Genomic DNA, 26,734 nt, shown 5'->3' on the forward strand with positions numbered 1-26,734 from the left:
TTACTGACTACTAGCTTTAGTGAGTATACTTTTTAATTTCAACTGCAAGTTGTTCGATATCAGTGTACTCATTTCCATGATGAAAGCTTAAACGCAAGGTTTTATCAGCCGTTGTTCTATCTAGACCGATCGAAGTCAGAACATGTGATGCTTCAATTTCTTTTGAGGAACATGCTGAACCAACAGCAAGAGAAAATTGATCTTGAGTAGACCTCATGAGAGATTGAACATCTGTGTCTGGTAAAGTGACTGAAAGTAGGGATGGTATGCTGTGACCGTTTACAATATAAGGCACATTTAGATCCCGTAAGAGTGTAATGAGGTGACATTTAAAGTCCTGTTCAATGATATGAGCATAGTTCCGAGGAAACGAGTCTATCGCTTTTCCAAATGCTTTTATCAGAACAGTCGCTAATGTCCCGCCTCGTAACCCATCTTCCTGGCCTGCTCCGTGTATAACTGGCTCAAGCATAAGATTCCTTCTCTCTCTGATGTAAATGGCACCGACACCCTTGGGTCCACCTATTTTGTGTGCTGAGATTGATAGATAGTCGATGTTCAGTTCATCAACATCCATCATCTTTTTCATAAAGCTTTGGGCTGCATCGGTATGAAAGCGAATGTTGTGCTCATAGCAAAGTTGACCGATTTCCTTCAATGGATTCACAGTCCCTAACTCGTTATTAACATGCATAACGGATACAAGTGATGTTTCGGGCCTAATTAGCTCTGATACAGCTTGTGAAGATACGATACCATCACAATTTGGCTTAACTACGGAAACACTAACACCTGAAGTTCTAACTAAAAAGTCAGTGATTGCATGAACGCACTTATGCTCATATGCAGAGATAATAATATGTTTCTTAGATTGATAGTCAGGCTGGCTAAAGTGGCCTTTGATTGCAAGATTGTTTGATTCTGTTGCGCCACTAGTGAAAATAATTTCACTTGGGAGGGCATTAATTGCATCTGCGATTAGCTGACGGCTGTGTTCAATAATTTCAGATGACTCAACCCCTAGCTGATGTGAAGACGATGGATTAGCAAAAAAGATGTCGTTAGAACACAACATGTCTTGTTTAACATCGTCGAGCAATGGATAAGATGCAGCGGAATCAAAGTAAATCATCATCAAGCCTATATGGAATAAAAACGATACCCTCGAACTTCAAGACCTTGATCCTTTAGAAGACTATCAAGCTCTATGCGTTTTGGACCGTAGTCTTTTGAAGGTTCAATGATACCAGTTTTAGCTAGCCTTTTGTCGAAACTAACTTGTTTCTTGAAATCTGAAAAGGATTCATCTATGAACTTGCTTTTCCAGTATAGAAGAGGGGGAGTGTAAGGTTCTACATAGTCAAAGTAATCAACATCTTGCTCTCTTAGCTTAACCTTAACACGTTCTTTTAATAGAGGAAGAGGAGTGTCTTCGAACCCTTCATATCCTAAAAAGCTAACCTTGCCTGTATGGATATGAATCTTAATCAGTTGAATATCATCAAGCTCACCAAAAAGTTGAGCAGCACAGCCGACGTAAATTCTTAAAGAATATGGCAGTTTTTCTAAGTATTTTTCATGGAATATCAGATGCTTATTCGGTCTGTAATCTGAAGACGGCAGTTGTGAGTGCGCTAATAGACAACTTTCCGATATGAGATCCGTGTCCGAGATAGCGAATAAGGCTTCAGTTGCCGTTTGAATGGCAGATTGATAGGTTCCAAAGAATGCTTTGATATCGCGCTTCAGCCTTTCCGGCATCGTTGCGAACTTCGGTCTTCCACTGAAGAGATTTAGCGCAAAATAAACAACTAGATCTTCAGTTCGATTCTTCGCAGCGACTTCTAGCTCCAAAATATCTGATACAGAGTTAATAATTTGCAATGCTTTCTTTGGAGATCCTACCTTTTCCTCTAACGCATCAAACTGATCAAATTCATCTGATGCTGGGAGCCGTCCAAGGATTAGGCATTTGTTCCAAAGCTGCTCAAGAAGTTCTCTATATTTAACAAATACAAGCTCATGTGATCCGCCACGTTTTTCGTCGCTCGTTAGATGGTTCCAGTGGTGAGTGCGTTGATTACGATTTAAGAGAAAGTTTTGTTCTTCTAGCTTGTCTTTAAAGACTAAGAAAACACCAGGGCCGATGGCAAGACAGTCAGTATCAAGTGTGCGCTCTATAAAAACTTTTAACTCACCTTGGGTGTAATACTTTTGAAATGTATTTCTACTCGTTAATACCCCATCACGATAGGGTTGAAACTTTGAAATCACAGACTCGCCAGCAACCATGGCACTAACAACTGTAAACTTCTTTGCTAATGAGTAAGCGCGTTGAAGTGCTTCGATTCGTTCATCAATATCTTCGATAACATTGATAACAAACCCAATATTAACGATATCAGCTTCAACTAGTTCTGCATCAGGTCTAAAGTTTGGATCCCAGCCTGTTGCGCTTAGGCTATGTGCTTCTAGTTCTCTTAGATCATCGCCTCGGCCGCAACCGTAGTCGAAAATGGTGTAATCGCCTGTTAAGAAGTTATGTTTTGCTAAGAGTTTGAAGGGTGTCGATAGCTCGTAACGAATGATTGCTGTTAGATGTCTATCTACTTTTAATTCATCGTATGAGTTATCGCGCGCTATATCTCCATTAACCTTGATGATGCGGCCATCTTTTAGGTTATAACCCTTTTGTTCAATCAAGCACTCCCAAGTTTGCTTGAAGCCGATTTTGAAAGGGTTTGCATACAGTCCTGCCAGCTCACCTTCTTTAGTTAGAGATTCAAAATGCTCTCTCAGTGGGTCGTCAACAGAAACCATTAGCTCCTTTCGATGAAGAATTGGCGGATTGTCTGAGTCTTTATAGCTAGTTATCTTACTTGTGAGTTTGGATAGATCAACTAGTATGCTTTGTTTTAAAGAGGGGTAACTCTCATTATAAAAATCAGGGTAGGACAAGAATGCAACTTTGAACTCTTTACGAAAGAGTTTTACCAGATCCCACTCAGTGGTATCGACTTCCAGGGCTCTTGCAACATTCGAACAAAGAGTGAATAACTCACAAGAAGCTTTTTCTAAAGCAGTTTTGTGCAAGTAAGTAGCATCAGGTAGTGTCTTGCCAATCTTAAGTGCTTTGACTAATTCTTGAAAGAGCTTAGCGTCCATGGGTTAACTACCTACTAAATTCGTCGTTTCATAGTGCTTCATGTTACCAAATTCATCATGTGCAATCTATTTACTTCAGATTGGCAAAGGCTTTGGTATTACTAACCTGTTCAACATGTGCAGTTTTTACCAAGTCTTTCCAATACGGGAGACAGTGTCTCTCGAATTAAGCTGGCTACAGGGGGGGGCTCACGTCGGAAATCCTACAGTGCCTTAATAGTGCATGACTAAAGCGGTACATTTTGTGTCCATTTTTTTTGTGGGAGGAGCCAAAAATCTTGAAAAATGCCGAGTTGCTGAGATTTCACCCTGATCAAGCGCCTCATAAATACTGTTTTTTCCGTAAACTGCTGATATACTTTTTGTGTGTTTTTAATCCAAGAAGGAGAGTTTGATGATTGTAATAAATTCCTACCCGGCGAAGGCTGCTGAGTAAGCTAAACCTTTCTCTTTTTGATTTAACCTGCCTTTGCCCGGTGTTTATGACCCGGGATCTCTGATAACCGATTACAACGGTTCGCCTTAATTTTCTGCAGAGTTCCTTACCCTTTTTACTGTGTGTGCAGTATGTGACTGTGCGCGGAAGGAAATGAAATGAACTTACCCTCAACATTACATCACCTGGGGTGGCAGGCTTTTTTTCAACAGCAACTGAGTTTGCAGGAATTTGAAAATACTCGTATCGCCCGAGTGGTTGCTCATCATCGTAATGGCTATGAATTGATGACGGAGAAGGGATCTTGTCATTTAATGACATCCCCAAATTTTCCACACATAACTATTGGTGATTGGATACTATTGGATGTGGCAGGCTGCTTTATCCGATTGCTGGAAAGAAAGTCGTTGTTTAAACGCAAAGCCGCCGGTAGCCAACTTGCCGAGCAACTTATTGCTGCCAACGTTGATACGCTGATGATTGTTAGCTCTTTAAATCACGATTTTAACTCAAATCGCATAGAGCGCTACCTGGCATTAGCCCACGATGCTGGAGCAGAACCTTTATTGGTATTGACCAAGGCGGATTTATGCACGGATGTCGAAAGCTATCTACAGCAAGTTAAGCACCTAGACCCCATGCTCATGTTCGAAGTGGTTAATGCGCTAGACACTAGTTGCATAAATACACTGCAACAATGGTGTAAAGCCGGACGCACTTTGGCGGTTCTCGGTTCATCTGGTGTTGGTAAATCAACGTTAGTTAATGGGCTTATGGGCAATACTGGACAAAAAACTGCATCCATACGAAGTGATGATAGCAAAGGGAGGCACACGACCACGGCACGTTCCATGCATTTCATCCCTGCTGGTGCGGTAGTGATTGATACACCAGGTATGCGGGAACTCCAGCTTATAGACTGCGATGAGGGTATTCGCCGAACGTTTGCAGACATTGATTCGTTAGCCAACCAATGCCGCTTTAATGACTGCAAACATTTAGGTGAACCAGGATGCGCCGTCCAACTGGCTATCGCTCAAGGACGATTGGACCCTCGGCGATTAACCAACTACCAGAAACTGAGTGTTGAGCACATGCGAAACACGGCATCTCTTCACGAAAAACGTGCGCAGGAGCGGCAATTCAGTAAGATGGTAAAGACGGTTAAATCACTAAAAACCAAAAAAAGCGTTGATTAGAAATATATACGCCGCCTTTAGGCGGCGTTTTCCTGAAAAATGCGTCAAGCCTATAAAACCGAACTGTTTTTTAAGCAACGGTTAATCTCTGTATGCATGCCTGTTTTGACGCTCACTTAGAATGACGATCAGGAGTGCTACACAGTTTCGATTTAATGGATTAAGATGACTTCTCGCCACTCGGGAGTAAAAATCATTATGATTAACGCTGAGCAGATGTATAGTGTTCTGGACACCTTACCAGACCCTGTTTTTATCCTCACGCGAGAGGGGCGATACGTAGGGGTCTTCGGTGGTAAAGATGCGCGCTATTATCATGATGGCAAGGGGCTTGTGGGGCATCGGATTACGGATTTGATAAAGCCTATCAAAGCCCAGTGGTTTTTAGAGCAAATTCAGAAAGCGCTCTCGACCAAGAGTCTTTTGATTGTCGAATATGAGCTGAGCAACAAGGATGTTAAAGGTCTTCCAAATGAGGGGCCTGACGAACCTATTTGGTTCGAAGGGCGGGTTCAATCCTTGGATTTCAAAGTGGATGATGACGATGTTGTTCTCTGGGTTGCCAGTAACATTTCGGAGCGTCATTGTTTGGAAGTTCAGCTACGTGAAATGAGTGATACCGACCAGCTAACAGGCTTGTACAACCGCAGAAAGTTAGAACGTGATCTCATACTTCATTTTGAAGCATTCACACGCTATGGCATACCAACAGCAATGTTGATGTTTGATCTCGATAACTTGAAAGTGATCAACGATTCTCTAGGCCACTTGGCAGGCGACAAGCTTATCCAAACATTGGCCATAACCTGCAGTGCAGAGCTAAGGACAAACGATATTGCCTGTCGATTTGGTGGTGATGAATTTGTAATTGCCATGCCTGCACTGGATCAAGAACAAGCGCTTCAATTGGCAAAGCGATTACATCAGCGCTTCATTGAGGCGTTATCGGATTTTGCAGCGGCCGATACTAAAGCAACCGTGAGTATGGGGGTTGTTTCTATGTCTGTTGCTGACACCACCTATCTTGATGTACTGCACCGAGCTGACACTGCACTGTATCAAGCTAAGCATCAGGGTAAAAATAGGATAGTGTCTGCCTAGTGAGCCGTGGGTGTCTTTAAAAGTGGTTGCTGCACTTTTTCTATGTCTAGATAATGCGAATATCGAATCTAATAATTAAGGTAAAATATGTCAGATAACACAATGAAATTAAAGATATTAAATAAGCATGATGTCGAGCCTGAAGAGTATTATCTGGATGCAGAGAAGCGTCTCGAAGGCAATCCAAAGCAGACACTTTGGATGGAGTATACAGACTTGACTAAGCAGTATTTTGTCGGCGTGTGGCGCAGTGAAGTGGGAAAATGGAAGGTCCATTATACTGAGGAAGAATACTGTCATATTACAGAGGGTGTCAGTGTTGTGACGGACGAACAGGGCGTTGCTATACGACTCGAGCCCGGTGATGAGTTCGTTATCCCGCGGGGCTTTCAAGGGACATGGGAGGTGATTGAAGCCACAACTAAGCGTTTTGTAATTTACGAAAAGTGCGAGTGAGCTCTGCGTTTACGTTGTTCCAGATAAACATATTGCATCAATCCAAGGAGAGGCGTTCGAGATATCCTTGTAGAGTGCATAGATTTTATCTTGTACCGAGTCTATTTCGAGCAATTGTTCGACTTGATATTGGCGGCAGACTTCATCGGCGATCATGGTTGGAGCGGCAAAAACGCCCTTCCCATGTGCGCCGAAAATCTTTATTAAGGCACTGTCATCAATTTCGGCACCGATGCGCATATGAATATTGCGTTTAGCCAGCCACGCGATTAAGCGTTCAAAGTAAACCGCATTGCGAGCGTTCGCGAGTAAAACGGCATCCTGTAAACTGTCGGGCAAGCCTTTATTGCGCAGCTCGGTGGCTATGCTGGGCGCTGCAAAGAGGCTAATGCCCGAACTTAATACCTCTTTGATCTGAAACGTGGTGATATCGTCGATCACTTTGAGGCGATCGGTGATGATGAGATCAAGCTTGTGACTGCGCAGTTCGTTGAGTTGACGTTCGGTTTCACCTGTTTTGCAGATTAAATGCAAATTGGGCGTTTTCGTGTATGCAGGTTGCAGAAGGTTGAAGACAATCAATTTGTGAATGGAAGAGGATACACCAACTCGGAAAATATTGCGTTCGATCAACTGGTCGGTATTAAGGAAATATGAGAGTTCATCTGCAATAGAGAACATGGCATCAGTATAATCAAACACCTGCTGTCCAAAAGGTGTTAGCTTTAACTTTCGGCCCTCACGTTTAAACAGCAAGCGGCCGAAGTCAGATTCCAGTTGCGACAGTTGTCCGCTTAGGGTCTGGGGCGCAAGCTTCAGTATTTCGCTGGCGGCAGCAATGGAGCCTTCCTTGGCAATTGTTCTGAAATAATGGAGATGTTTATAGTTAATTTTGTTGTCCAAAAGCGGCTCCTAGTGTGGCTTTTGACACCAATTATTGTGTGCTCAGCATCTGTTCATAAGCATAATCACGCAACCGCTGAAAGTCGAGTCGGCTCCTCTCTAACAAAGCTTTCAGGCACTTTGAACACATGAGCCGCTTTAGATTCAAATGGACTGAAAGCCGAACTCACGTATTCATATACGAGTGGTACCGGTTGACCGTTCTCAATCACTTTTAAAAAACAGTGCTCAGTCGGTAGATCTGCACGCAAGGGCTCTTCTATCCAGGCAACAATTGAATGATTCAAGCTGAACTCAGTTTTGACGATTCGGTAGCCCTCTTTTAGAATCAGCTCATTCACAGGTTTGTGCGAATCCAGCGATACTTGTCTAATTGTTTTCATGGCTTATCTCCAGTTCTAAGTGACAGTTAAGTTATAGCACTGGATTAGGATCGATAAAACAGTATTATTGAGATATATAGATCGATTTTTTCGATGATTTGAGTGTGTAGGGCGGTGATGAAGTGGTGTTCAATGAGCCATTGCTCGAAGGAATATCAATCCTTTCATGCATCAATTGTCGATGCATGAAAGGATGACGTGAGCTTACTTACAGGCGTTCGAAGATGGTTGCGATGCCTTGGCCACCACCGATACACATGGTCACCAGCGCATAGCGGCCTTCAGTACGGTGAAGTTCATAAATGGCTTTGGTGGCGATAAACGCGCCAGAGCATCCCACTGGATGGCCTAAGGCAATGGCTCCACCGTTCGGGTTGGTTTTTTGCATGTCCAATCCAAGTCCTTTCGCTACGGCGAGGGCTTGAGCTGCAAATGCTTCGTTGGATTCAATAACATCCATATCGTCGAGTGTTAGACCTGCCTTTTGCAGCGCTAGACGTGAGGCTGGAATCGGGCCTTCACCCATAACGTCATTGGGAACGCCCGCTACCGCATAGGAGACAATACGTGCGATGGGTTTTTGGCCTGCTTTTTTGGCAACCTCAGCATCGGCAAGTACCATAAACGCAGCACCATCATTGATTCCGGATGCATTGCCTGCAGTCACTGTTCCATCTTTTTTGAAAGCAGGGCGCATTTTGCTTAGGCTTTCCATGGAGGTTCCGGGTTTGACATGCTCATCGCTGTCAACAATCACCACCCCTTTGCGTGTTTGAATTTCAATAGGCACGATTTGAGACTTGAAGCGGCCTTCTTCAATCGCGCGTGTTGCGCGAGCATGGGATTCAACCGCAAACGCATCTTGCTCTTCACGACTGATGTCCCATTTGGCGGCAAGGTTTTCAGCGGTGATGCCCATGTGGCCCACGCCGAAGGGATCGTTTAAAGTGGCTACCATCATGTCGACCATGCTGGTGTCACCCATGCGAGCACCAGAGCGCATAGCAGGGGATAAATAGCCTCCTCGTGACATTACTTCCACGCCGCCACCAATGCCATAATCACAGTCGCCTAGCATAATGTTTTGTGCGGTTGTCACGATGGCTTGCAAGCCTGAGCTGCAGAGGCGGTTAACGGCCATGGCGACAGAGTCCATTGGCAGGCCAGCTTGGATGGAGGCAACGCGTGCCACGTATGCAAAGCGAGAGTCAGTCGGGATGCAGTTTCCAACAGTGACGTAATTAATTAAATTGGGGTCTACTTCTGAGCGGTTGACCGCTTCTTTCATGACTTGTCCAGCCAGTTCATGAGGCTCAATAGAGCTCAGACCACCACCAAATGCGCCAATAGCAGAGCGAACAGCACTTAAAACAACAACATCACGTCCCATGGAGTTTTTTCCTTCTTATCAAGTAGTGCCTGTCTCATACAGGCATTTGAACATTTAGTTTTATCTATACCTGATCATACTCGTCTGTTGTGACAATTGTTAAGCAGATTGTTTGGTCGATTAGTCTGAGATGAGCGGGTTGTTTGGTTTTACTGTTAGGGAATTGGCGGCTGAGCTAGGCAGGGGTGCTCAGCCGTTTCAGTCATGCGTTGCGAGTGCGTTTTTGACGAATGAGTAGAAAGCTCAGATTGGCAATCATTAGTCCTAATACAACTAAAATCAGCAAAGGCAGTGATGTTTCTCCCATGTGATCAAGTAGCACGCCTGCAACATACGGCACAATCATAGCGCCAGTCCCGACGGCCATGAAAATAAATCCGGTGCGCTTGCCATTGAGTTTAATAATGTAGCTGCCGAGTGAAAAGAGAGTGGGGAAAATGGCTGACATGGATAAGCCAAACAACAAGGTAATCAAGTGTAAAGATGCACGGTTGAAGTACATTAACAGCATCATAGAGACGGCAAGAGCGAAGCATCCACATAGCAAATAGGTAAACAAATGTGGGCGCAATAATGGAATGGCAATCAAACGCCCAGCAGACAAGCTTAGCCAGAAAATCGAGACCAGAATGGCTGCATCCGCAGCCTCGATTCCACGTAAAGTGGCGTAGGTTGCAATCCAGCCGGCAAATGTCATCTCCATGCCAACATATAGACTGAACAACAGTAGCAAGCCACCAAAAACGGCCTTGTCATACGGGGCCGAGGGAGTGTCGCGTGCTTGGCGCTCTGGGTTGTCAGGTGTGGGTTGTTTTAACAGAAACAACATTATGGCCGTTAAAGCAATCGACACCAGCCAAAAAGCGGCATGAATGGTATCAAACAGCGCGAGCATCATAATGAGTATAAGCGGAATGATCATGGCGCCCAGTCCATAGCAAAAATGCAAGGCACTAATGAAAGGTGGGGCGCGTTCTTTGTGTGCCCAGATCATCATAAGATTGCAACCAGCATTTAAGGAGACTTCGGAGTATCCTAGAATGAAGACGAAAATGCACAACAAGCCTAACGACATCAGGCTGGGGGTGATGAGCATGCCCAGTATTGCAGCCACTCCCATGAGGAGTAGAATTTTGTGGCCATCGTATCGATCAAAAAGCTGGCCTGAGACAAGTGAGCCAATAATGTTGCCCATGGCGCGTGCGGTGAACAAAAGAGCAATTTGGCTCATACTGGAATGGCTTTGCTCTGCAAGGAAGGGAAGAGCGGGTCCTAGAATGCCACCCATCATGCCGATGCATATAAAAATAATCCAGTAGGTGATCGTCAGGCGCCAGTGTTTCGGTGTCTCCAGAGGGGCCTGTACAGGGTTATTCATAAATGACCTCAAGAAAGGCAGTAGGCAGAGGTGGGTGATTTTGCTTGGACAGAAATGAGCGAGCTAAAATTTATAAGGCATCAATAGCTTACGAAGCTATTGTGAGTTTGGCAAGTAAATAATTTAGGGGCACAAGCACGCTTTGCGTTATGCGCCTCCTTCGCAACAGAGCTTGTGATTAACGAGCTCTGTAGGTGATGCGGCCCTTGCTTAGGTCATAGGGAGTCAGTTCGACTTTGACCTTGTCGCCAGTCAATATGCGAATATAGTGCTTGCGCATTTTTCCAGAAATATGGGCTGTCACCACGTGACCATTTTCAAGTTCTACACGGAACATTGTGTTAGGTAGGGTGTCTATAACAGTCCCTTCCATTTCAAACGCTTCTTCTTTTGCCATTCAATCGTTACCTCTAAGACTGGTTCTTCAACCTGGTCCAATTAGAAAGGCCAAGATTCTACCTGAAAACTTGCTCGATTCAAAATTATTCCTGCATTAAACGCGTCCAATGACCATCTATTAAGACTTCAAGGGGTCTATATGCTGTTTTGTAGCTCATTTTGCGGCAAGCTTTTACCCAATAACCTAAATACAGGAACTGATCGTGGCGACGATTGCCTTCCATTATTTGCCATAAAATAGCGTTGACTCCAAGGCTTCGTTGTTCTTCATCAGGGTCATAGAAGGTGTACAGAGCAGACAGTGAGTTAACAAGATGGTCCGTCACCGCAACACACATCAATTTTCCGGTGGGGTCACGAAACTCGTAAAATCCAGTGTCTTGTCCACCCTCAACTAAAAAATTATAAAATTGATCAGTGCTAGGAGGGTACATGTCGCCGTCACGGTGACGTTTATTGATGTAGCGTTGATAAAGACGGTAGGTTTCATCGTTTAAGGTTGGGATGACACGCTGAACCGAAAGATCGGCATTGCGATTTAAAATGCGTTTTTGCGTTTTGCTGGGTGTAAATAAATCGATTGGAATTCGGACCGATTGGCAGGCATGGCAATGATCACAATGAGGTCGATAAATATGGCCGCCACTACGTCGAAACCCCAGTGCTGAAAGTTGAGTGTAGGTTGTCGATGTGATCACGGCCTGAGGATCGACAAACAAGGTTTTAGCTTTCATGCCAGGCAGGTAGCTGCAGTCATGATCTGGAGTTACGTAAAAACGTAATGTTTGCATATCGCTCATGGTATCAACTGCCTAATATATACTGTGTATCAATCTCGAACATCCACCCTTGATGAGGCACAGCCTCAGTATGCTCGGCGAGTATGTCAATAAAGGTATCCCGGGGTATTTCAATGGCCCCCATACTCTCTAAATGCGGATTGTGAACCTGACAGTCAATTAAGGCAAACCCCCATTTATTTAACTGATGGCATAAAAAGCTGAACGCAATTTTAGAGGCGTCGGTTTCTTTGCTAAACATCGACTCTCCAAAAAAGATGCGGCCTAACGACATGCCATATAACCCACCAATAAGTTGTTTGTCTCGCCAAACCTCAACTGAATGCGCTATCCCCATACGATGAAGGCGAGTATAAGCATCGATAATTTCCTCGCTAATCCAAGTGCCCGTGGCATTTTGCCTAGGTCCTGAGCAAGCGCGCATAACCTCTTCAAAGTTTAGGTCAAAGGTCACCCGAAAATCATTTTTTCGTAAAGATTTTTTTAAACTTTTTGAAATGTGGACTTGATTTGGATAAATCACACAGCGCGGATTGGGACTCCACCACAATATAGGTTCGCCTGGGTTGTACCAAGGAAAAATACCTCGTTTGTAAGCGCTAATGATTCGGGCGGGCGTAAGGTCACCGCCCGCCGCGAGTAACCCTTCGGGATCACGAAGGGCCAAGCTAACGGGAGGAAAGGTGTATGCTTCGGGGTGGAGCCACGAAATCACAGTCGACGATCCTTATCTTGTTTAGCCTAATTGTCCAAAAAGCGTTCAGCGTCCAGCGCTGCCATGCAGCCAAAACCTGCGGATGTGATTGCTTGTCGGTAGATATGATCGCAAACATCACCCGCCGCGAAGACACCCTCAATGCTCGTTTGAGTGGCATTACCTTCCAGTCCTGATTGAATTTTTAGGTAGCCGTCTTTCATTTCGAGCTGGCCTTCAAATAGATCTGTGTTGGGCTTGTGCCCTATGGCAATGAATACGCCTTGCAGATCCAAGGATTGCGCTTCGCCGCTCTTGACGTCTTTAATGCGAATGCCCGTCACACCGGATGCATCGCCTAACACCTCATCCAATTGGTGATTCCAAAGGATGCGAATGTTGCCGTTCTTTGCTTTTTCGAAGAGTTTATCCTGAAGGATTTTTTCACTTCGTAAGCTGTCACGACGATGTATGAGTGTCACTTCAGCAGCGATGTTTGATAGGTAAAGAGCCTCTTCCACGGCCGTGTTGCCGCCGCCAATGACCGCTACTTTTTGTCCTCTGTAGAAAAAGCCATCGCAGGTCGCGCAGGCACTGACACCCTTGCCTTTGAAGGCTTCCTCAGACTCCAAACCGAGGTATTGAGCAGATGCACCTGTCGCTATAATGAGGGCATCACAGGTATACTCGCCCATGTCACCGATGAGTCGGAAAGGGCGTTGTTGTAATTCGGCGGTATGAATGTGGTCAAATAGGACCTGTGTATTGAAGCGTTCGGCATGCGCTTGCATGCGTTGCATCAGCTCAGGCCCTTGAACGCCATCGACATCGCCGGGCCAGTTGTCAACTTCGGTGGTTGTCGTGAGCTGTCCGCCAGCTTGCATGCCTGTGATTACAACAGGATTCAGGTTTGCGCGTGCAGCATAAACCGCAGCGGTGTAACCCGCAGGACCAGACCCAAGAATCAGTAAACGGTGGTGTTGAGTATTACTCATAGTTAAACGGCATCCTTAATGCTGAAAACAAGTCTATTTTCATATTAGGTTGGGGTGAGCGTAAAAATTTCAACAATAGTAACATCAGATCTCTGCAGAGTGCAGGGGATTTTGTGGCACAATAGCGTTTTGTCATCTTGAATATTTAATTGCAATAAGGAAAAGAGCTTGAGCGCGAAGCATTTGTCCAGGCCAATGTCACTTACGGAGCATTTAGCCAGAGTCTTGAAGGAAGCAAGTCTGATTGTCGTTATCGGTTGCTGTGTATTTATGTGCATCGCAATATGGAGCTATAACCCACAGGATCCAGGGTGGTCTCATGCAGGTTATCAGCCGAATGTGTCAAATTGGGCTGGCGCAACAGGTGCTTGGATGTCAGACATCCTGTTTTCCTTTGTTGGCATGGGAGCTTACATTGTCCCCATCTTAATTCTCTGGCCGGCATTTCGTTTTATGTGGCGACGTCACGTAGGGATTGTCGATGCTGTCCCATTTTTTATGTTAAGGACTACGGGCGCTATTTTTCTTCTTTTGCCCATCAGTGTGCTTTCATCTATTCATGTGTCGAATCAAGTGTTGGGTTACCCTTTTACCGCCGGTGGGTTGGTGGGTCTTGCGCTGTCCGACCTTGCGGTGTCGTTGGTGAGCGTGCCGGGTGCAACGGTAGTGGCGTTGACCGTTATGTTTTTTGGCCTGACATTGTTTATGGAGACCTCATGGCAGAGGCTGCTTGAATGGATCGGTGCGATTCCCTTTAAAGTGCTCGGTTTTATCGTTGGGTTGGCGCAAATTCGTATCCCCATGCCAAAATTGAGCGTACCCAAGCCTAGAGTGCAGCCAGCACCTGTAAAAGAGCCTACGGCCAAAACCTTCAAAACGGCAACCGAAAGTATGTCGGCTCGCAAGCGCGAAGAGCCAGCATTTGATCAAGTGCCCGACGTGGATCTGACGTCTTTTTCCAAAAATGATCTCAAGATTACACTTGAGGAGGAGCCTATTGCTCCAGTAAATCCACCCGCTTTTGAGCCCGTTAAGCAGGAAGATAATCCTGCTTCAGTCTCGGATGAAAGAGTGGTCATTTCTAACGTGGTGGAAGTGGTAGAAGCGCCTGAATCAAAGGTCGTGCCCTTTACCGCTCGTCGCATGGTAGAAGACACCCTGACGGCAGCTAAGAAACATTTGAAGATCGTGCCGCTGTCAGAGACGCATACCCCCATCGCCAATACAGATCTTGACTTGGAAGGGGCGGGTAAAATCTCTCAAGCAACGCGTGAAGCCAGTATTACGCTCCCGTCCGTCGAAGCGCTTCTGGACCCGCCTGAAATGAAAAGTGAGCAGGGGTACACGGAAGAACAGTTAGAGCACATGTCACGCCTTCTGGAAGAAAAACTTAAGGATTTCAGTGTTATAGCTGAAGTTGTTGAAGTAAATCCTGGTCCTGTGATTACCCGCTTTGAAATTCAACCTGCACCAGGTGTAAAAGCCAGTAAGATCAGTAACCTTGCCCGAGATCTGGCTCGATCCATGGCTGTTTCCAGTGTCCGTGTTGTTGAAGTTATTCCGGGCAAATCCGTTGTAGGGATCGAAATACCCAACGAAAGCCGCCAGATTGTTCACTTGAGCGAAGTGTTAAGTTCTTCGTTGTTTACGGAAGCGAAATCCAAATTAACCTTAGCCTTAGGTAACGATATTGCAGGTAATCCAGTCGTTACGAATTTGGCCAAGATGCCTCACTTATTGGTTGCAGGCACGACCGGATCGGGTAAGTCGGTTGGCGTCAATGCCATGCTGCTCAGTTTGCTGTTCAAAGCAACGCCTAAAGAGGTGCGCCTGATTCTTGTGGATCCAAAAATGTTGGAGTTGTCGATTTACGAAGGCATTCCGCATTTGTTGACACCCGTCATTACCGATATGAAAGAAGCCGCTGGCGGATTGCGCTGGTGTGTGGGTGAAATGGAACGTCGGTATAAGCTCATGGCAAAAATGGGTGTTAGAAACCTTGCAGGTTTTAACGACAAGGTGTTGCAGGCAGAAGAGGAGGGAGTTCCACTAAGAGATCCTTTGTGGAATGCCAGTGATTACGGACTGCCAGCCGATGAGCCAGCTCCCTGCTTGGAAACCTTGCCGTATATCGTCGTGGTGATTGACGAATTTGCCGACATGATGATGATGGTGGGTAAAAAAGTCGAGGAGTTGATCGCGCGTATTGCCCAAAAAGCGAGGGCGGCAGGGATTCACTTAATTTTAGCCACGCAGCGTCCATCCGTTGATGTTATCACCGGCTTGATTAAAGCGAACGTGCCGACACGTATAGCCTTCCAAGTATCGTCCAAAATTGACTCTCGAACCATTCTTGATCAATCAGGCGCCGAGAACCTGCTGGGTCATGGTGATATGCTGTATCTGCCGGCAGGCACGAGCATTCCGAACCGTGTGCACGGTGCATTTGTCAGCGACGATGAAGTCCACCGTACCGTTGAGGCATGGAAGCGATTGGGGCCTCCGAACTATCTTGACGAAATTGTGTCAGAGGGCTCGGAAGAGGGCTCGTTTAGCGCCGGTTCAGGTGGAATGTTCGATGATGAGCAAGATGCGCTGTATGACGAAGCCGTTGCCTTTGTCACGGAAAGTCGTAAAGCATCCATCTCGGCGGTTCAGCGTCGGTTGAAAATTGGCTATAACCGTGCAGCAAGAATGATTGAAACCATGGAAGCCGCTGGTGTTGTGACACCGGCGGGATCCAATGGTCAACGTGAAGTGATAGCGCCTCCGCCACCTAGAGATTAAAAATTGAGGATATGAAGTCTATGTTTAAAGGTTTACGAAGGCTGGCTGTAGGGCTTGTGTTTATGTCGGCGTTGCCTGTTCACGCGAATGCGCTTGATCAGTTGGCGTCTTTATTAACGGGTTATGAGCGTTTTAGTGCTCGATTTGAGCAGTTCTCATCAGGTGAGCAAGGCACACGTGGTGAGGTGACGTCTGGATACTTGGCGGTCTCGCGTCCGGATAAATTTGTTTGGAACACCGAAACACCTTTTCCGCAGGAAATTGTGTCGGATGGCGAGTACATATGGATCTACGATACGGATCTTGAGCAAGCCACACGCAAATCTGCTGATCAAAATACAGAGAGTGCGCCAGCCCTGATTCTGAATGGCCGTATTCATGAGTTGGATCGGATGTACGAGGTTACGCTTTTGCAACGGTCGGTCGATATGGAGGTGTTTGAACTTATTCCAAAAATTCCACAAGAGGCGATGTTCTCCAGAATTCGCTTGTTGTTCAAAGATGCGGTTTTGTCTGAGTTTTTGTTGGACGACACTCTGGGTCAGCGTTCAACCATCATGCTGTCAGAGGTGCAATTGAACCCTGAGTTGGATGAGTCGATTTTTTCGTTTACGCCGCCTGATGATATCGACGTTCTCTACGAGAGTGATCGTTAATGCACGATCTGTTTGCAGATGAAATGCAAGAACAGGCCTATCAGCCGCTAGCGGCTAGAATGCGGCCAAACCAGCTCAGTGAGTACGTAGGCCAAGGGCACCTTCTGGGTGAAGGTAAGCCCTTGCGTCGCGCACTGGAGCAGGGGTTTGTACACTCCATGATTTTGTGGGGACCTCCGGGGGTGGGCAAAACCACCTTGGCGCGATTGGTCGCGACCCATGTTGATGCGCACTTTATCACTCTGTCTGCCGTTTTATCGGGCGTTAAGGATATTCGAGCGGCGATTGAAGAAGCGCAGCAGGTTCGAGCCCATAAAGGCCGAAAAACTCTCTTGTTTGTCGATGAGGTGCATCGCTTTAATAAATCGCAACAGGATGCTTTTTTGCCCTATGTTGAAGATGGTACCGTCGTATTTATCGGTGCTACAACCGAGAATCCATCGTTTGAACTCAACAATGCTCTGTTGTCCCGCGCAAGGGTTTATTTGCTGAGGTCTTTAACTGCGGAGGATATCGGTCAGTTACTGGAACGTGCATTAACCTCTGCGCGGGGGCTCGGCAAAACGACATGGCACTTCGATGAAGGGGTGATGGAGCAGCTTATTCAAGCCGCCGATGGTGACGCACGCCGGGCGCTGAACTTATTGGAAATTGCGTCTGACCTTGCTACACAGGATCCAAAGACGCATGAAGCGCGGATCGGCTTAGACACGATGGATGAGGTTTTAAAAGCGGGTGGGCGACGCTTCGATAAAGGAGGTGACCAGTTTTACGATATGATTTCAGCCTTCCATAAATCGGTGCGTGGTTCGTCTGCGGACGGAGCGCTGTATTGGTATTGCCGCATGTTAGACGGTGGCTGCGACCCGCTTTATATAGCTCGACGTTTAGTTGCCATAGCCTCAGAAGACATCGGTAATGCAGACCCAAGAGCCATGCAGGTTTGCATTGCCGCGTGGGATGCGTTCGAACGGGTTGGGCCTGCTGAAGGTGAGAGAGCCATTGCCCAAGCGGCGGTCTATTGCGCATGTGCCCCCAAAAGCAATGCCCTCTACCGTGCGTTTAACCAATGCTTGGCGGATGTAAAAACGGATCCAAGCTATGAAGTGCCCAACCATCTGCGCAATGCACCCACAAAACTGATGAAAGAGCAGGGCTATGGTGCTGAGTATCGCTATGCTCACGATGAGCCAGACGCTTTTGCCGCAGGTGAGGAATACTTACCCGAAGCTATTTATCAGCGTCGCTACTATGAACCGGTCTCTCGTGGGCTCGAGATACGCATCGGTGAAAAACTCGAACACCTGCAACGCTTAAATGCACAAAGCGCAAAGAAGCGTTATTCAACCTCTTAAAAAACTGATTTGCAGCAATATTTGTGTCGGAATATGGTAACATTTCCTGAGTGGCCATGTTCTCATGCGTCTGATTTTTATATGATGCTCCTCATTCATTGATGCGGTTCATCGCGTACAGTTCTTAGTTACTAACCCTCTGACCTTTCCGGTCGATGATGACTGGATATATTGAGCCCAGGAAGAGTCTTGAATGCTTGATCCAAAATTAGTTCGTGCCAATCCAGAAGAAGTTGCTCGCTTGTTGAAAAAAAAGGGTTTTGAATTCCCTGTTTCGGCCTTCAATGCATTAGAAGAGCAGCGCCGCACTCTGCAAGTCGAAACAGAGCGTTTACAAAATGAGCGCAATACCCGCTCGAAAAGCATTGGTCAGGCAAAAGCGTCGGGACAGGATATTGCCCCGCTCTTAGCTGAAGTCAGTGAATTGGGTGAAAAGCTTGACCAAGCCAAGGCGGCCCTGCAAGAGGTTCAAGCACAATTAGACGATCTGCTCTTAGGGATTCCCAATATTCCTGATGCATCTGTGCCCGAAGGTGCCGATGAAAATGACAACGTTGAAGTCAGACGTTGGGGAACTCCGGCCGATTTTGATTTCGATGTGCAAGATCATGTCGCTGTGGGTGAGCGCAACGCTGCATTGGATTTTGAAACAGCCGCAAAGCTGACCGGATCCCGTTTTGCTGTCATGCGAGGCCCGATGGCGCGCCTACATCGTGCCTTGGCTCAGTTCATGCTCGATACCCATACGCTTGACCATGGCTACGAAGAAGTCAATGTGCCCTTCATGGTGAATGCTGACTCCCTGCAAGGAACAGGTCAGTTGCCGAAATTTGAAGAAGATCTCTTTAAAGTGCCGTTTGGCGATCGTAACTATTACTTGATTCCGACGGCTGAAGTGCCTGTCACCAATCTGGTGCGTGATCAAATCATCGACGCCAACCAGTTGCCCCTCAAGTATGTAGCGCATACGCCCTGTTTCCGCTCAGAAGCGGGTGCGTCAGGACGGGATACGCGCGGCATGATTCGCCAACATCAGTTCGAAAAAGTTGAACTGGTGCATTTGGTTGCTCCAGAGCAATCGATGCAGGCATTGGAAGAACTGACGGGGCATGCTGAACGTATTTTGCAGTTGCTCGAGTTACCCTATCGAGTTGTGTGCCTCTGCGGCGGTGACATGGGCTTTGGTGCGGTGAAAACTTATGATATTGAGGTCTGGTTACCAGGCCAGCAAAAGTATCGTGAAATTTCATCTTGCTCATTGATGGGTGATTTCCAAGCACGTCGTATGATGGCCAGATGGCGTAACCCCGAAACAGGTAAGCCGGAGCTTCTGCATACGCTGAATGGTTCTGGATTAGCCGTTGGGCGTACCTTGGTTGCTGTCTTGGAAAATTATCAGCAGGCCAATGGCACAATTAAAGTTCCAAACGTTCTGCAATCCTATATGGGTGGCGTTACAGAAATTTAATACTCAAATTTTTGAGTGGAAGGCGTAAGGAGTTGGCGATGAAAAAAAGTCAATATGACATTATTATCGTGGGCGGCGGCATGGTGGGCTCAGCCATTGCATGTGCATTGGGCGGGTCGCGCTACTCGGTCGCTGTTCTGGAAAACCAGTACCCTGCGCCTTTTAGTTTCGAGCAGCCTCACGATTTACGTGTGTCGGCCATTAGCGTGGCATCGGAAACCCTCTTGCGAAACATAGGTGCGTGGGAAGGTATTGCCTCAAGACGCCTGTGCCCGTATCAGCGCATGAAAGTCTGGGAGTCCGATGCGGACAAAGCCGCAACTGAGTTTAACTCAGCCGATATTAATGAGCCCTACCTAGGGAACATTGTCGAAAATCGTATCGTTCAGTTAGCCTTACTTGAGCGACTGTCTGAGTTTGATAACATTGATTTGTTATGCCCCGTTAAAACGCAATCCATCGACTACTCGCCTGGGTCGAGTATTGTTACCTTGGACGACGGACAAGAGCTGATAGGACGACTTTTAATTGGTGCAGACGGCGGTCACTCCAATGTTCGTCAGGCGGTGGGAATCGGTGTTACAAAATGGGATTATGCTCAGCATGCGCTCATTGCGTCTGTAACAACGGCCTATCCCCAGCAGGACATCACTTGGCAGCAGTTTACTCCGACGGGCCCCTTGGCGTTTTTGCCCTTATCTGGCGCCCATGCATCGTTGGTGTGGTATAACACACCCAATGACGTTAAGCGGTTGCTAGCATTGGATGATGATGCTTTTAGTCGAGCCCTTCACGATCAATTTCCAAGCTGCCTAGGCAAGATAGATGCAATCTTGGAAAGAGGTTTTTTCCCTTTGCGTCGTCAGCATGCGCATCGCTACGTTGATGACGGTGTGGCTTTGGTCGGCGATGCTGCACACATGATACATCCTTTGGCCGGGCAAGGCGTTAACATTGGCTTTTTAGATGCAGCGGCGTTGTCGGCTTGCTTATTGGATGCTCAGGATCATTCCGACTTTTACAGCATGGCTTGGCTGGCTCGTTATGAGAAAGAGCGTCGTCATCCCAACTTGCTAATGATGCAGTCTATGGATTTTTTCTATAGAGCATTCAGCAATCGTGTTTTGCCAATTAAACTTTTGCGCAATATAGGATTAGGGGTTGCAGGACGGCTTCCTTTTGCGAAGGAGCATGTCATGCGTTTGGCGATGGGGATAGAAGGGCGCTTGCCTGAGCTTTCGCGAAGAGTTGGTTAAAAAAAGGCCATGATTTTCATCATGGCCAAAAAAGAGGTTGCAATAAGGTCGCGTTACATTAACTCGTTGGTGTTGCTTTTGCTGGTGCAGAGACTCTGCGAGCTGGCGTTGTTTTCGCTGGCGCTGCTTTTTCTGCGGTCTCTTCAACGGCGTCTTTGACTTCTTCAACAACGTCTTCAACTTTCTTCGCAGTTGGAATTAAGCTGCTAATGTCGAACTTGCTGAAATCCATGCTTTTCAGATCAGGCATTAGAAAAGGAACATCGCCCAAATCTGCAAAGGATTTTTCAACAATTTCTGTAATTTTGTCTTTTGCTTCAGTCAACGCTGCTAATTCTTTTTCAGCAACATGCGTGAATTTAGCATCAAGTGTTTTGAAGTATTCAACCTGAAGATGCAGTGCTTCTTGTGGGTCTTTGGCTTCAACGAGCGCTTTAAACTGAGCAAGGCTGGTATTCACAAAGTCGGATACATAGTCTGATTGAATGGCAATCAGTTTTTCTGCCGTGCTTTTGTTGACTTCAGCCATTTCTAATGCGGGCTTGAGTTTTTCCTTAACAGGCTCTAACTGCTCTTCAACATTTTTCAGTAGGCTTTCTGACAATTCAGTCATCGGTTTGAATGCGTCTTGAAGGTCTTTAAGTGGATCAGTCATGAGATATCCCTCGTTAAATTCTATATTGTGCGTTGCAACATTAAGGCTATGAAACCTCAAATGGGAAAGGGTGTCAAGCACAAAATTATTGCACCGCACAAAAACTATTTCTTGGTAAAGTTCTTTACCATCTTTTCCATTTCAGCGAAATACGACTTGTCAGCCGCTTCTTTCAAGTTTTTTTCCATCAAAACAGTTAATTGAGCTTTGGCTTCACTTAACGCAGAGACTTCTTGCTGCGCAACATCGGCAATTTTGGCCTCAATTTCTTTGAGGTACTTGAGCTGCGCTTCCATTGCTTCTTTAGGATCTTTGATGTCCGTCAGCGCTTTCATTTGCGCCATGCTTGAGCTGACAAACTCATTCACGTATTTTGACTGCAATGCGATAAGCTTTTCCGCTGTTTTTTTGTTAATTTCAGCCATTTCCATCACTGGTTGCATAGAGTTTTTGAGTTCTTCATACATAGTCAACACCCCTTGTTGGTTGGTCATGCTGCGTTGCAGCAAAATTGAAAGAACGAGTATACGTTTTTTACGTGCCTATTGCATATGAATCCACAAGCAAGATTAGGTTCACTTCTAACACATAATTGTGAAAAAATCCTGATAACCACTGAAATTCATGATCTGAATCTATACAATCAACATTATATAAATTGAAAGGTCATACGAAGCGCCTGCTTGATTCACTTTTGCAGGGTTCACCCTTTCGACATCTGATCCCTATTTCATTTTGATACTCTAAGTATTAAGGCAGGAATTTCTTCATTTATGAACGCACATGCCAGTTTTGATTTTCTTCGCTCTCAGGTTATTCAGTCGTTAGATATTGAAGTGTTTGAGTACAAACACCGTAAAACAGGGGCTTTGCACTACCATATTGCGGCGAATCGTGATGAAAACGTTTTTTTGGTCGCGTTCAGAACCGTTCCCGAAGATTCAAGAGGGGTAGCGCACATACTGGAGCACACCGCTTTATGTGGCAGTGAACGTTTTCCTGTTCGTGATCCTTTCTTCATGATGACGCGCCGTTCACTTAATACCTTTATGAACGCCTTTACCAGCAGCGATTGGACGGCCTATCCGTTTGCAAGCCAGAATCGCAAAGACTTTTTTAACCTGCTTGATGTCTATCTGGATGCGACCTTCTTTTCACGTTTAGACCCTTTGGATTTTGCGCAAGAAGGGCACCGAGTTGAGTTCGAGAAAGCCGATGATCCAAGCACGCCGTTGGTCTACAAAGGCGTTGTATTTAATGAAATGAAGGGAGCCATGAGCTCGCCGTCATCTGTTTTGTGGCAGACTCTGACGCGTTACCTGTTCCCTGAGACGACCTACCACCATAACTCAGGGGGGGAGCCTGCGTGTATCCCTGATCTGACTTACGAGCAACTGCTCGATTTTTATAAAAGCCATTACCACCCGACCAATGCTGTCTTCATGACGTTCGGTGATATTCCTGTCGAGGTTTTGCAGGAAAAAATGCACGAACAGGCGCTGAATCGTTTTGAAGCCAGCCCAATCACCCTAAGTGTCCCTGATGAAAAACGCTATTTTTCACCTGTCAGGGTTGAAGAGGCATATGCCTGCGATGAGGCCGATTTATCAGAGCATACACATCATGTTTTGGGATGGCTGCTGCCTAAATCCATTGATACAGAGGCGTTGATGGAAGCTCACCTCTTGTCACGAGTTCTGCTCGATAACTCAAGCTCACCATTACGGGCAGCTCTAGAGTCGAGTGGATTGGGGTCGGGTCCTTCGCCACTCTGTGGCCTTGAAGACTCCAATCGTGAAATGAGCTTCATGTGCGGTATAGAGGGCAGCGAGGTTGATAAAGCATCAGAGTTTGAAACTCTGGTTTTGGATACTCTGCAAGGTGTTGTCGACGAAGGTGTCGACTTGCGTATGGTCGAGGCGCAATTGCACCAGCTTGAGTTAAGTCAGCGTGAAATTACCGGTGATGGTTACCCCTTCGGCTTGCAGTTAATTTTAGCAGGTTTGTCATCCGCGATTCATCGTGGCGATCCGCTTGCGGCGATTAATATTGATCCGATCCTGGAAATGCTAAGGAATAAAATCCAAGATCCCCAGTATATCCCTTCGCTGATCAAGCGCTGGTTGTTGGATAATCCCCATCGCGTGCGCGTCACCTTGCGTCCAGATGATCAAATCAGCCGCTTAAAGGATGCTGCCGAGAAAGAAGCACTTGCACTCAAAAAATCGCAACTAACGCCCGATGAAATTCAAGCGGTCATTGATCAAGCGCATGCCTTAGAGGCACGCCAACAGCAGGTGGACGATGATTCGGTTTTGCCCTGTGTAACGCTTGATGATGTCCCGCTGGATTTGAAATTGCCGGAGTCGCAAGCATTGCCTTTATCCCAGCTGGATGCCACTTGGTACAGTGCGGGGACCAATGGCTTGATTTATCAGCAAGCGATTATCGATTTACCCTTGCTTACGGATGATGAACTGGCATTGCTACCCTTATACTCACACTGTTTGACCGAACTGGGTCGTGGTGAGCTCGACTATCGTGCAAATCAAGCCTTGCAAAGTGAAGTGGCAGGGAGCTTTTCGGCACACGTTAGTATTCGTGGTTTGCCAGACAACGAGCAAGACGTGAAGGCCTTTTTGGTAATGTCTGGTAAAGCTTTACAAGTCAAGCAGCAAGAACTGTTAAGCTTAATGCAAGACACGCTCGCCAATGCACGTTTTGATGAATTGCCCAGGATTCGTGAAATCGTCGCACAGCAGCGCACGCGTCGCGAACAGTCCATTACTGGAAGAGGTCACAGTTACGCGATGATGGCAGCTTGCGCCGGAATGAGCCCTGCTGCGCGCTTGGCACATTTGAACAGCGGTCTTGCCAGCATCCAATCTGTTAAAGCCTTGGATAAGCGTCTAGACGATGACACTGAGTTGGCCGCTCTAGGAACGGCTCTGCAACAGCTGCATGCTAAAATAGCTCTGGCTCCAAGACGTTTCCTATTGGTGGCGGAAGACGATCATTTGGCAGCGGTTCAAAACAGTCTGCAAGCCATATGGGCAGATGTGCCCAGCACAAATGACTTTACCCCCTTCGGATTGCCAGCAACGCGCTCGTCGGTTAAGCAGTTGTGGCTCACCAGTACCCAGGTTAACTTCTGTGCCATGGCGTTTCCAACGGTGACGGGACAGCATCCCGATGCCGCTGCACTAAGCGTCTTAGGTGATTTTTTACGCAATGGCTATTTACACAGAGCCATTCGCGAAAAAGGCGGCGCCTACGGTGCCGGTGCCGGGCAAGACAATGGTGATGCGGTCTTCCGTTTCTTTTCATACCGTGACCCGCGCATTGAGGGAACACTGGATGACTTTATGAAAGCGCGAGACTGGCTGCTCAAAGAAGAGCATGACCCTAAAAAACTAGAAGAGGCAATTTTGGGTGTGATTAGCTCAATCGACAAACCGGGTTCACCCGCGGGCGAGGCGAAGCAAGCCTATCACGCCAGTTTGTTTGGGCGTACACCTGAGCTTCGTCGAGAATTCCGTAAGCGCATACTTGAGGTAACGCTTGAGGATCTTAAGCGCGTTGCAGGTGAATGGCTGAATCTTGATCATGCCAGTATCGCCGTTGTTACCAACCTCAAAAATTCAGAATCACTTTCTGAGAGCTTTGAGCGCATCGAAATTTAGCATTGGAAGTGTGAATTGAGTCCTCTTGCCATGGGTGCAGCATTAATTGTTGCATCCGAAATTTTTCTGGTCACCAGTGGTATTTTCGTTCGTCAGCTGGGCGACGGTTTGCCGCTGGAAGTCGTTGTCTTAATGCGCAACTTGCTGGGCTTGATCTGGCTAATGCCCTGGATTTTGCGAAGAGGGCGAAAAGAACTGCCAACCTCGCGTTTGCATTTGCATTTTATGCGCTCACTGATTGGGGTGAGCGCGATGACATGCCTGTTTTACGCTTGGACGCATTTGCCCTTAGCACAGGCCGCTATGCTGAAGCAAATGGCACCCTTTTTTGTGCCGATTATTGCGTTGTGGTGGCTTAAAGAGTCAATTGATCCAGCCCTAAAATGGGCGATTATCGTCGGATTTGCAGGGGTTGGATTTATCCTTCAGCCTGATGAAGGGGTGATTAACCATGCTGTGTTGGTGGGGCTGCTTGCGGCGGTACTTGGTGCGATGGCCAAGGTATCGGTTAGAACCATGCGCAGCAGCGAATCGCCACAGAAAATTGTGTTTTACTTTGCTTTTTTCGGAAGCCTGTTAGCGGCAGTACCAGCTGCATTGAACTGGGTCACGCCAACACCGGTTCAGTGGATGTGGTTGGTGGGTTTGGCGGCAAGCTCTACGATTGCACAACTCTTGCTGAGCAGAGCCTATGGCATGGCTCCGGCCGGACAATTAGGCCCTTTTACCTATTCATCTGTGATTTTTGCAGCATTGATGGGTTGGTTATTATGGGGAGAGCAACTCAATATCTACACCTTTGCGGGCATTACTCTGGTGTGTATAGCTGGGTTTATGACCTTGCGGAAAGGGCGTCCCGCCTCATAAGAGGGGACGCCGTTATGTTATCAGCGACGGGTCAGTGAATAGACTTTCTCGGTCACGTATCGCTCTTTTACCCATGCGCGATCAAAGGCGCCTTTCAGCTGAATATCAAAGTGCTCGGCAAAGAGTTGATGAACTTCGGCCTCATTGACGGAAAAGGGTGGGCCTTTTAACACTCCGTCCTTGTACTCCATTGCGATTAACATAATATGCGCGCCGGGTTTGAGGAGTTGGCTCATGTGGTTTGCATACTTCACTCGCATCTCTGGAGGGAAAGCAATGAGGGCCGCACGGTCGTACACGGCATTAATTCCGTCAAGATCTTCTGCTTGTAGATGAAAAAAATCACCCGCTAAAAGTCTTAAGCGATCCGCTTTAAACTCCACAAAGCGCTCTGTGCGTTCTTTGGCAGGCACAATGTCATTTTCAAAAAAGAATGCATCTAAGGCAACCTCGAATAACTCGATTCCTAATACATCGTGTCCTTGCTCGCGCAACCATAGCATGTCTAAGCTTTTGCCACACAAGGGCACAAACACTGGCGCATTGTCCGATAGGCCGAGTTCATTCCAGTGTTGGCTTAAATAGGTGTTAATTTCGGTTTGATGAAAGCCTATCTGGTTTAGCTCCCAGCGGTCTTTCCAAAACTGATGCTCCAAGTCTAGACTCCTTTTTATTATCGATTGTTAATATAGCAGCTATCATAGCCTA

The 26,734-nt window shown here is 46.6% G+C and carries 22 protein-coding genes and 2 pseudogenes; 11 read left to right on the forward strand and 13 right to left on the reverse strand.

From position 1 onward, the window contains the following. Nucleotides 1-16 precede the first annotated feature (16 nt). Nucleotides 17-1,132: a cysteine desulfurase family protein gene (locus F5971_RS12370; protein ID WP_223116321.1), complete on the reverse strand. Its 1,116-nt coding sequence runs from the start codon at nt 1,130-1,132 to the stop codon at nt 17-19. Nucleotides 1,133-1,140: 8 nt separating this feature from the next. Further along, nucleotides 1,141-3,165, reverse strand: a complete 2,025-nt coding sequence (locus tag F5971_RS12375; RefSeq protein WP_193495128.1) for a DNA phosphorothioation-associated putative methyltransferase — start codon at nt 3,163-3,165, stop codon at nt 1,141-1,143. Nucleotides 3,166-3,759: 594 nt separating this feature from the next. Between F5971_RS12375 and rsgA the strand changes: the two genes are divergently transcribed. The 3 genes from rsgA (at nt 3,760) to F5971_RS12390 (ending at nt 6,357) form a co-directional block, all read left to right on the forward strand. Continuing rightward, nucleotides 3,760-4,800 (forward strand): ribosome small subunit-dependent GTPase A, encoded by a 1,041-nt coding sequence (rsgA, locus tag F5971_RS12380; RefSeq protein ID WP_036510258.1) that lies wholly within the window; start codon nt 3,760-3,762, stop codon nt 4,798-4,800. A gap of 165 nt (nt 4,801-4,965) precedes the next feature. Further along, nucleotides 4,966-5,901 carry a sensor domain-containing diguanylate cyclase gene (locus F5971_RS12385; protein ID WP_281348320.1) on the forward strand — a complete coding sequence of 312 codons (936 nt, stop codon included), beginning with the start codon at nt 4,966-4,968 and terminating at the stop codon, nt 5,899-5,901. Between the two features lie 87 nt (nt 5,902-5,988). Continuing rightward, complete coding sequence (locus F5971_RS12390) at nt 5,989-6,357, forward strand: cupin domain-containing protein (RefSeq protein WP_193495129.1); 369 nt, start codon at nt 5,989-5,991, stop codon at nt 6,355-6,357. A 9-nt stretch (nt 6,358-6,366) separates the two neighbouring features. Here the strand turns inward: F5971_RS12390 and F5971_RS12395 are convergent, their stop codons facing one another. The 8 genes from F5971_RS12395 to trxB form a co-directional block, all read right to left on the reverse strand. After that, nucleotides 6,367-7,260 carry a LysR family transcriptional regulator gene (locus F5971_RS12395; RefSeq protein ID WP_036509112.1) on the reverse strand — a complete coding sequence of 298 codons (894 nt, stop codon included), beginning with the start codon at nt 7,258-7,260 and terminating at the stop codon, nt 6,367-6,369. Nucleotides 7,261-7,325: 65 nt separating this feature from the next. Beyond that, a complete protein-coding gene (locus tag F5971_RS12400) occupies nt 7,326-7,643 on the reverse strand; it encodes a DUF7352 domain-containing protein (protein WP_051514299.1) in 318 nt (105 codons plus the stop codon). A 208-nt stretch (nt 7,644-7,851) separates the two neighbouring features. Then, nucleotides 7,852-9,033, reverse strand: a complete 1,182-nt coding sequence (locus tag F5971_RS12405) for an acetyl-CoA C-acyltransferase family protein (protein WP_036509110.1) — start codon at nt 9,031-9,033, stop codon at nt 7,852-7,854. Nucleotides 9,034-9,235: 202 nt separating this feature from the next. Next, nucleotides 9,236-10,411: an MFS transporter gene (locus F5971_RS12410; RefSeq protein ID WP_051514298.1), complete on the reverse strand. Its 1,176-nt coding sequence runs from the start codon at nt 10,409-10,411 to the stop codon at nt 9,236-9,238. 178 nt (nt 10,412-10,589) lie between these two features. Then, nucleotides 10,590-10,808, reverse strand: a complete 219-nt coding sequence (infA, locus tag F5971_RS12415) for a translation initiation factor IF-1 (RefSeq protein WP_036509108.1) — start codon at nt 10,806-10,808, stop codon at nt 10,590-10,592. 85 nt (nt 10,809-10,893) lie between these two features. Continuing rightward, nucleotides 10,894-11,610 carry an arginyltransferase gene (locus F5971_RS12420; protein WP_036509106.1) on the reverse strand — a complete coding sequence of 239 codons (717 nt, stop codon included), beginning with the start codon at nt 11,608-11,610 and terminating at the stop codon, nt 10,894-10,896. Nucleotides 11,611-11,614: 4 nt separating this feature from the next. After that, nucleotides 11,615-12,325 carry a leucyl/phenylalanyl-tRNA--protein transferase gene (gene aat / locus F5971_RS12425; protein ID WP_036509104.1) on the reverse strand — a complete coding sequence of 237 codons (711 nt, stop codon included), beginning with the start codon at nt 12,323-12,325 and terminating at the stop codon, nt 11,615-11,617. 26 nt (nt 12,326-12,351) lie between these two features. After that, complete coding sequence (gene trxB / locus F5971_RS12430) at nt 12,352-13,299, reverse strand: thioredoxin-disulfide reductase (protein WP_036509103.1); 948 nt, start codon at nt 13,297-13,299, stop codon at nt 12,352-12,354. Between the two features lie 195 nt (nt 13,300-13,494). Between trxB and F5971_RS18830 the strand changes: the two are divergent. The 6 genes and pseudogenes from F5971_RS18830 to F5971_RS12455 all read left to right on the forward strand — a co-directional run. Beyond that, nucleotides 13,495-14,031, forward strand: a pseudogene (locus F5971_RS18830) (DNA translocase FtsK 4TM domain-containing protein); the annotation flags it as partial. A gap of 552 nt (nt 14,032-14,583) precedes the next feature. Next, a pseudogene (locus F5971_RS18835) lies at nt 14,584-16,086 on the forward strand (DNA translocase FtsK); the annotation flags it as partial. Nucleotides 16,087-16,106: 20 nt separating this feature from the next. Beyond that, the gene (gene lolA / locus F5971_RS12440) at nt 16,107-16,742 is read left to right on the forward strand and encodes an outer membrane lipoprotein periplasmic chaperone LolA (RefSeq protein ID WP_051514296.1); all 636 of its coding nucleotides are present in this window, start codon (nt 16,107-16,109) and stop codon (nt 16,740-16,742) included. Further along, nucleotides 16,742-18,097 (forward strand): replication-associated recombination protein A, encoded by a 1,356-nt coding sequence (locus F5971_RS12445; protein ID WP_193495130.1) that lies wholly within the window; start codon nt 16,742-16,744, stop codon nt 18,095-18,097. Before lolA ends, F5971_RS12445 begins: the two co-directional genes overlap by 1 nt. Nucleotides 18,098-18,290: 193 nt before the next feature. Continuing rightward, on the forward strand, nt 18,291-19,565 hold the full coding sequence (gene serS / locus F5971_RS12450) for a serine--tRNA ligase (RefSeq protein WP_036509095.1): 1,275 nt from the start codon (nt 18,291-18,293) through the stop codon (nt 19,563-19,565). Nucleotides 19,566-19,603: 38 nt separating this feature from the next. Then, complete coding sequence (locus F5971_RS12455) at nt 19,604-20,821, forward strand: UbiH/UbiF/VisC/COQ6 family ubiquinone biosynthesis hydroxylase (protein WP_193495132.1); 1,218 nt, start codon at nt 19,604-19,606, stop codon at nt 20,819-20,821. Nucleotides 20,822-20,879: 58 nt separating this feature from the next. On the opposite strand, the gene F5971_RS12460 is transcribed toward F5971_RS12455, so the two are convergent. Both F5971_RS12460 and F5971_RS12465 read right to left on the reverse strand, forming a co-directional pair. After that, nucleotides 20,880-21,476, reverse strand: coding sequence for a phasin family protein (locus F5971_RS12460; protein ID WP_051514294.1), 597 nt, complete (start codon nt 21,474-21,476; stop codon nt 20,880-20,882). A 104-nt stretch (nt 21,477-21,580) separates the two neighbouring features. Next, on the reverse strand, nt 21,581-21,943 hold the full coding sequence (locus tag F5971_RS12465) for a phasin family protein (protein WP_193495134.1): 363 nt from the start codon (nt 21,941-21,943) through the stop codon (nt 21,581-21,583). A gap of 306 nt (nt 21,944-22,249) precedes the next feature. Between F5971_RS12465 and F5971_RS12470 the strand changes: the two genes are divergently transcribed. Beyond that, nucleotides 22,250-25,159, forward strand: coding sequence for an insulinase family protein (locus tag F5971_RS12470; protein WP_193495136.1), 2,910 nt, complete (start codon nt 22,250-22,252; stop codon nt 25,157-25,159). 15 nt (nt 25,160-25,174) lie between these two features. Beyond that, nucleotides 25,175-26,026, forward strand: coding sequence for a DMT family transporter (locus F5971_RS12475; protein ID WP_237748534.1), 852 nt, complete (start codon nt 25,175-25,177; stop codon nt 26,024-26,026). Between the two features lie 20 nt (nt 26,027-26,046). Here the strand turns inward: F5971_RS12475 and F5971_RS12480 are convergent, their stop codons facing one another. Next, entirely contained in the window at nt 26,047-26,682 is a 636-nt protein-coding gene (locus F5971_RS12480) for a thiopurine S-methyltransferase (RefSeq protein WP_036509089.1), read from the reverse strand. Nucleotides 26,683-26,734 lie beyond the last annotated feature (52 nt).

Origin of the sequence: Nitrincola alkalisediminis (genome assembly GCF_009821115.1) — a bacterium.
Taxonomy (GTDB): Bacteria; Pseudomonadota; Gammaproteobacteria; order Pseudomonadales; family Balneatricaceae; genus Nitrincola; species Nitrincola alkalisediminis.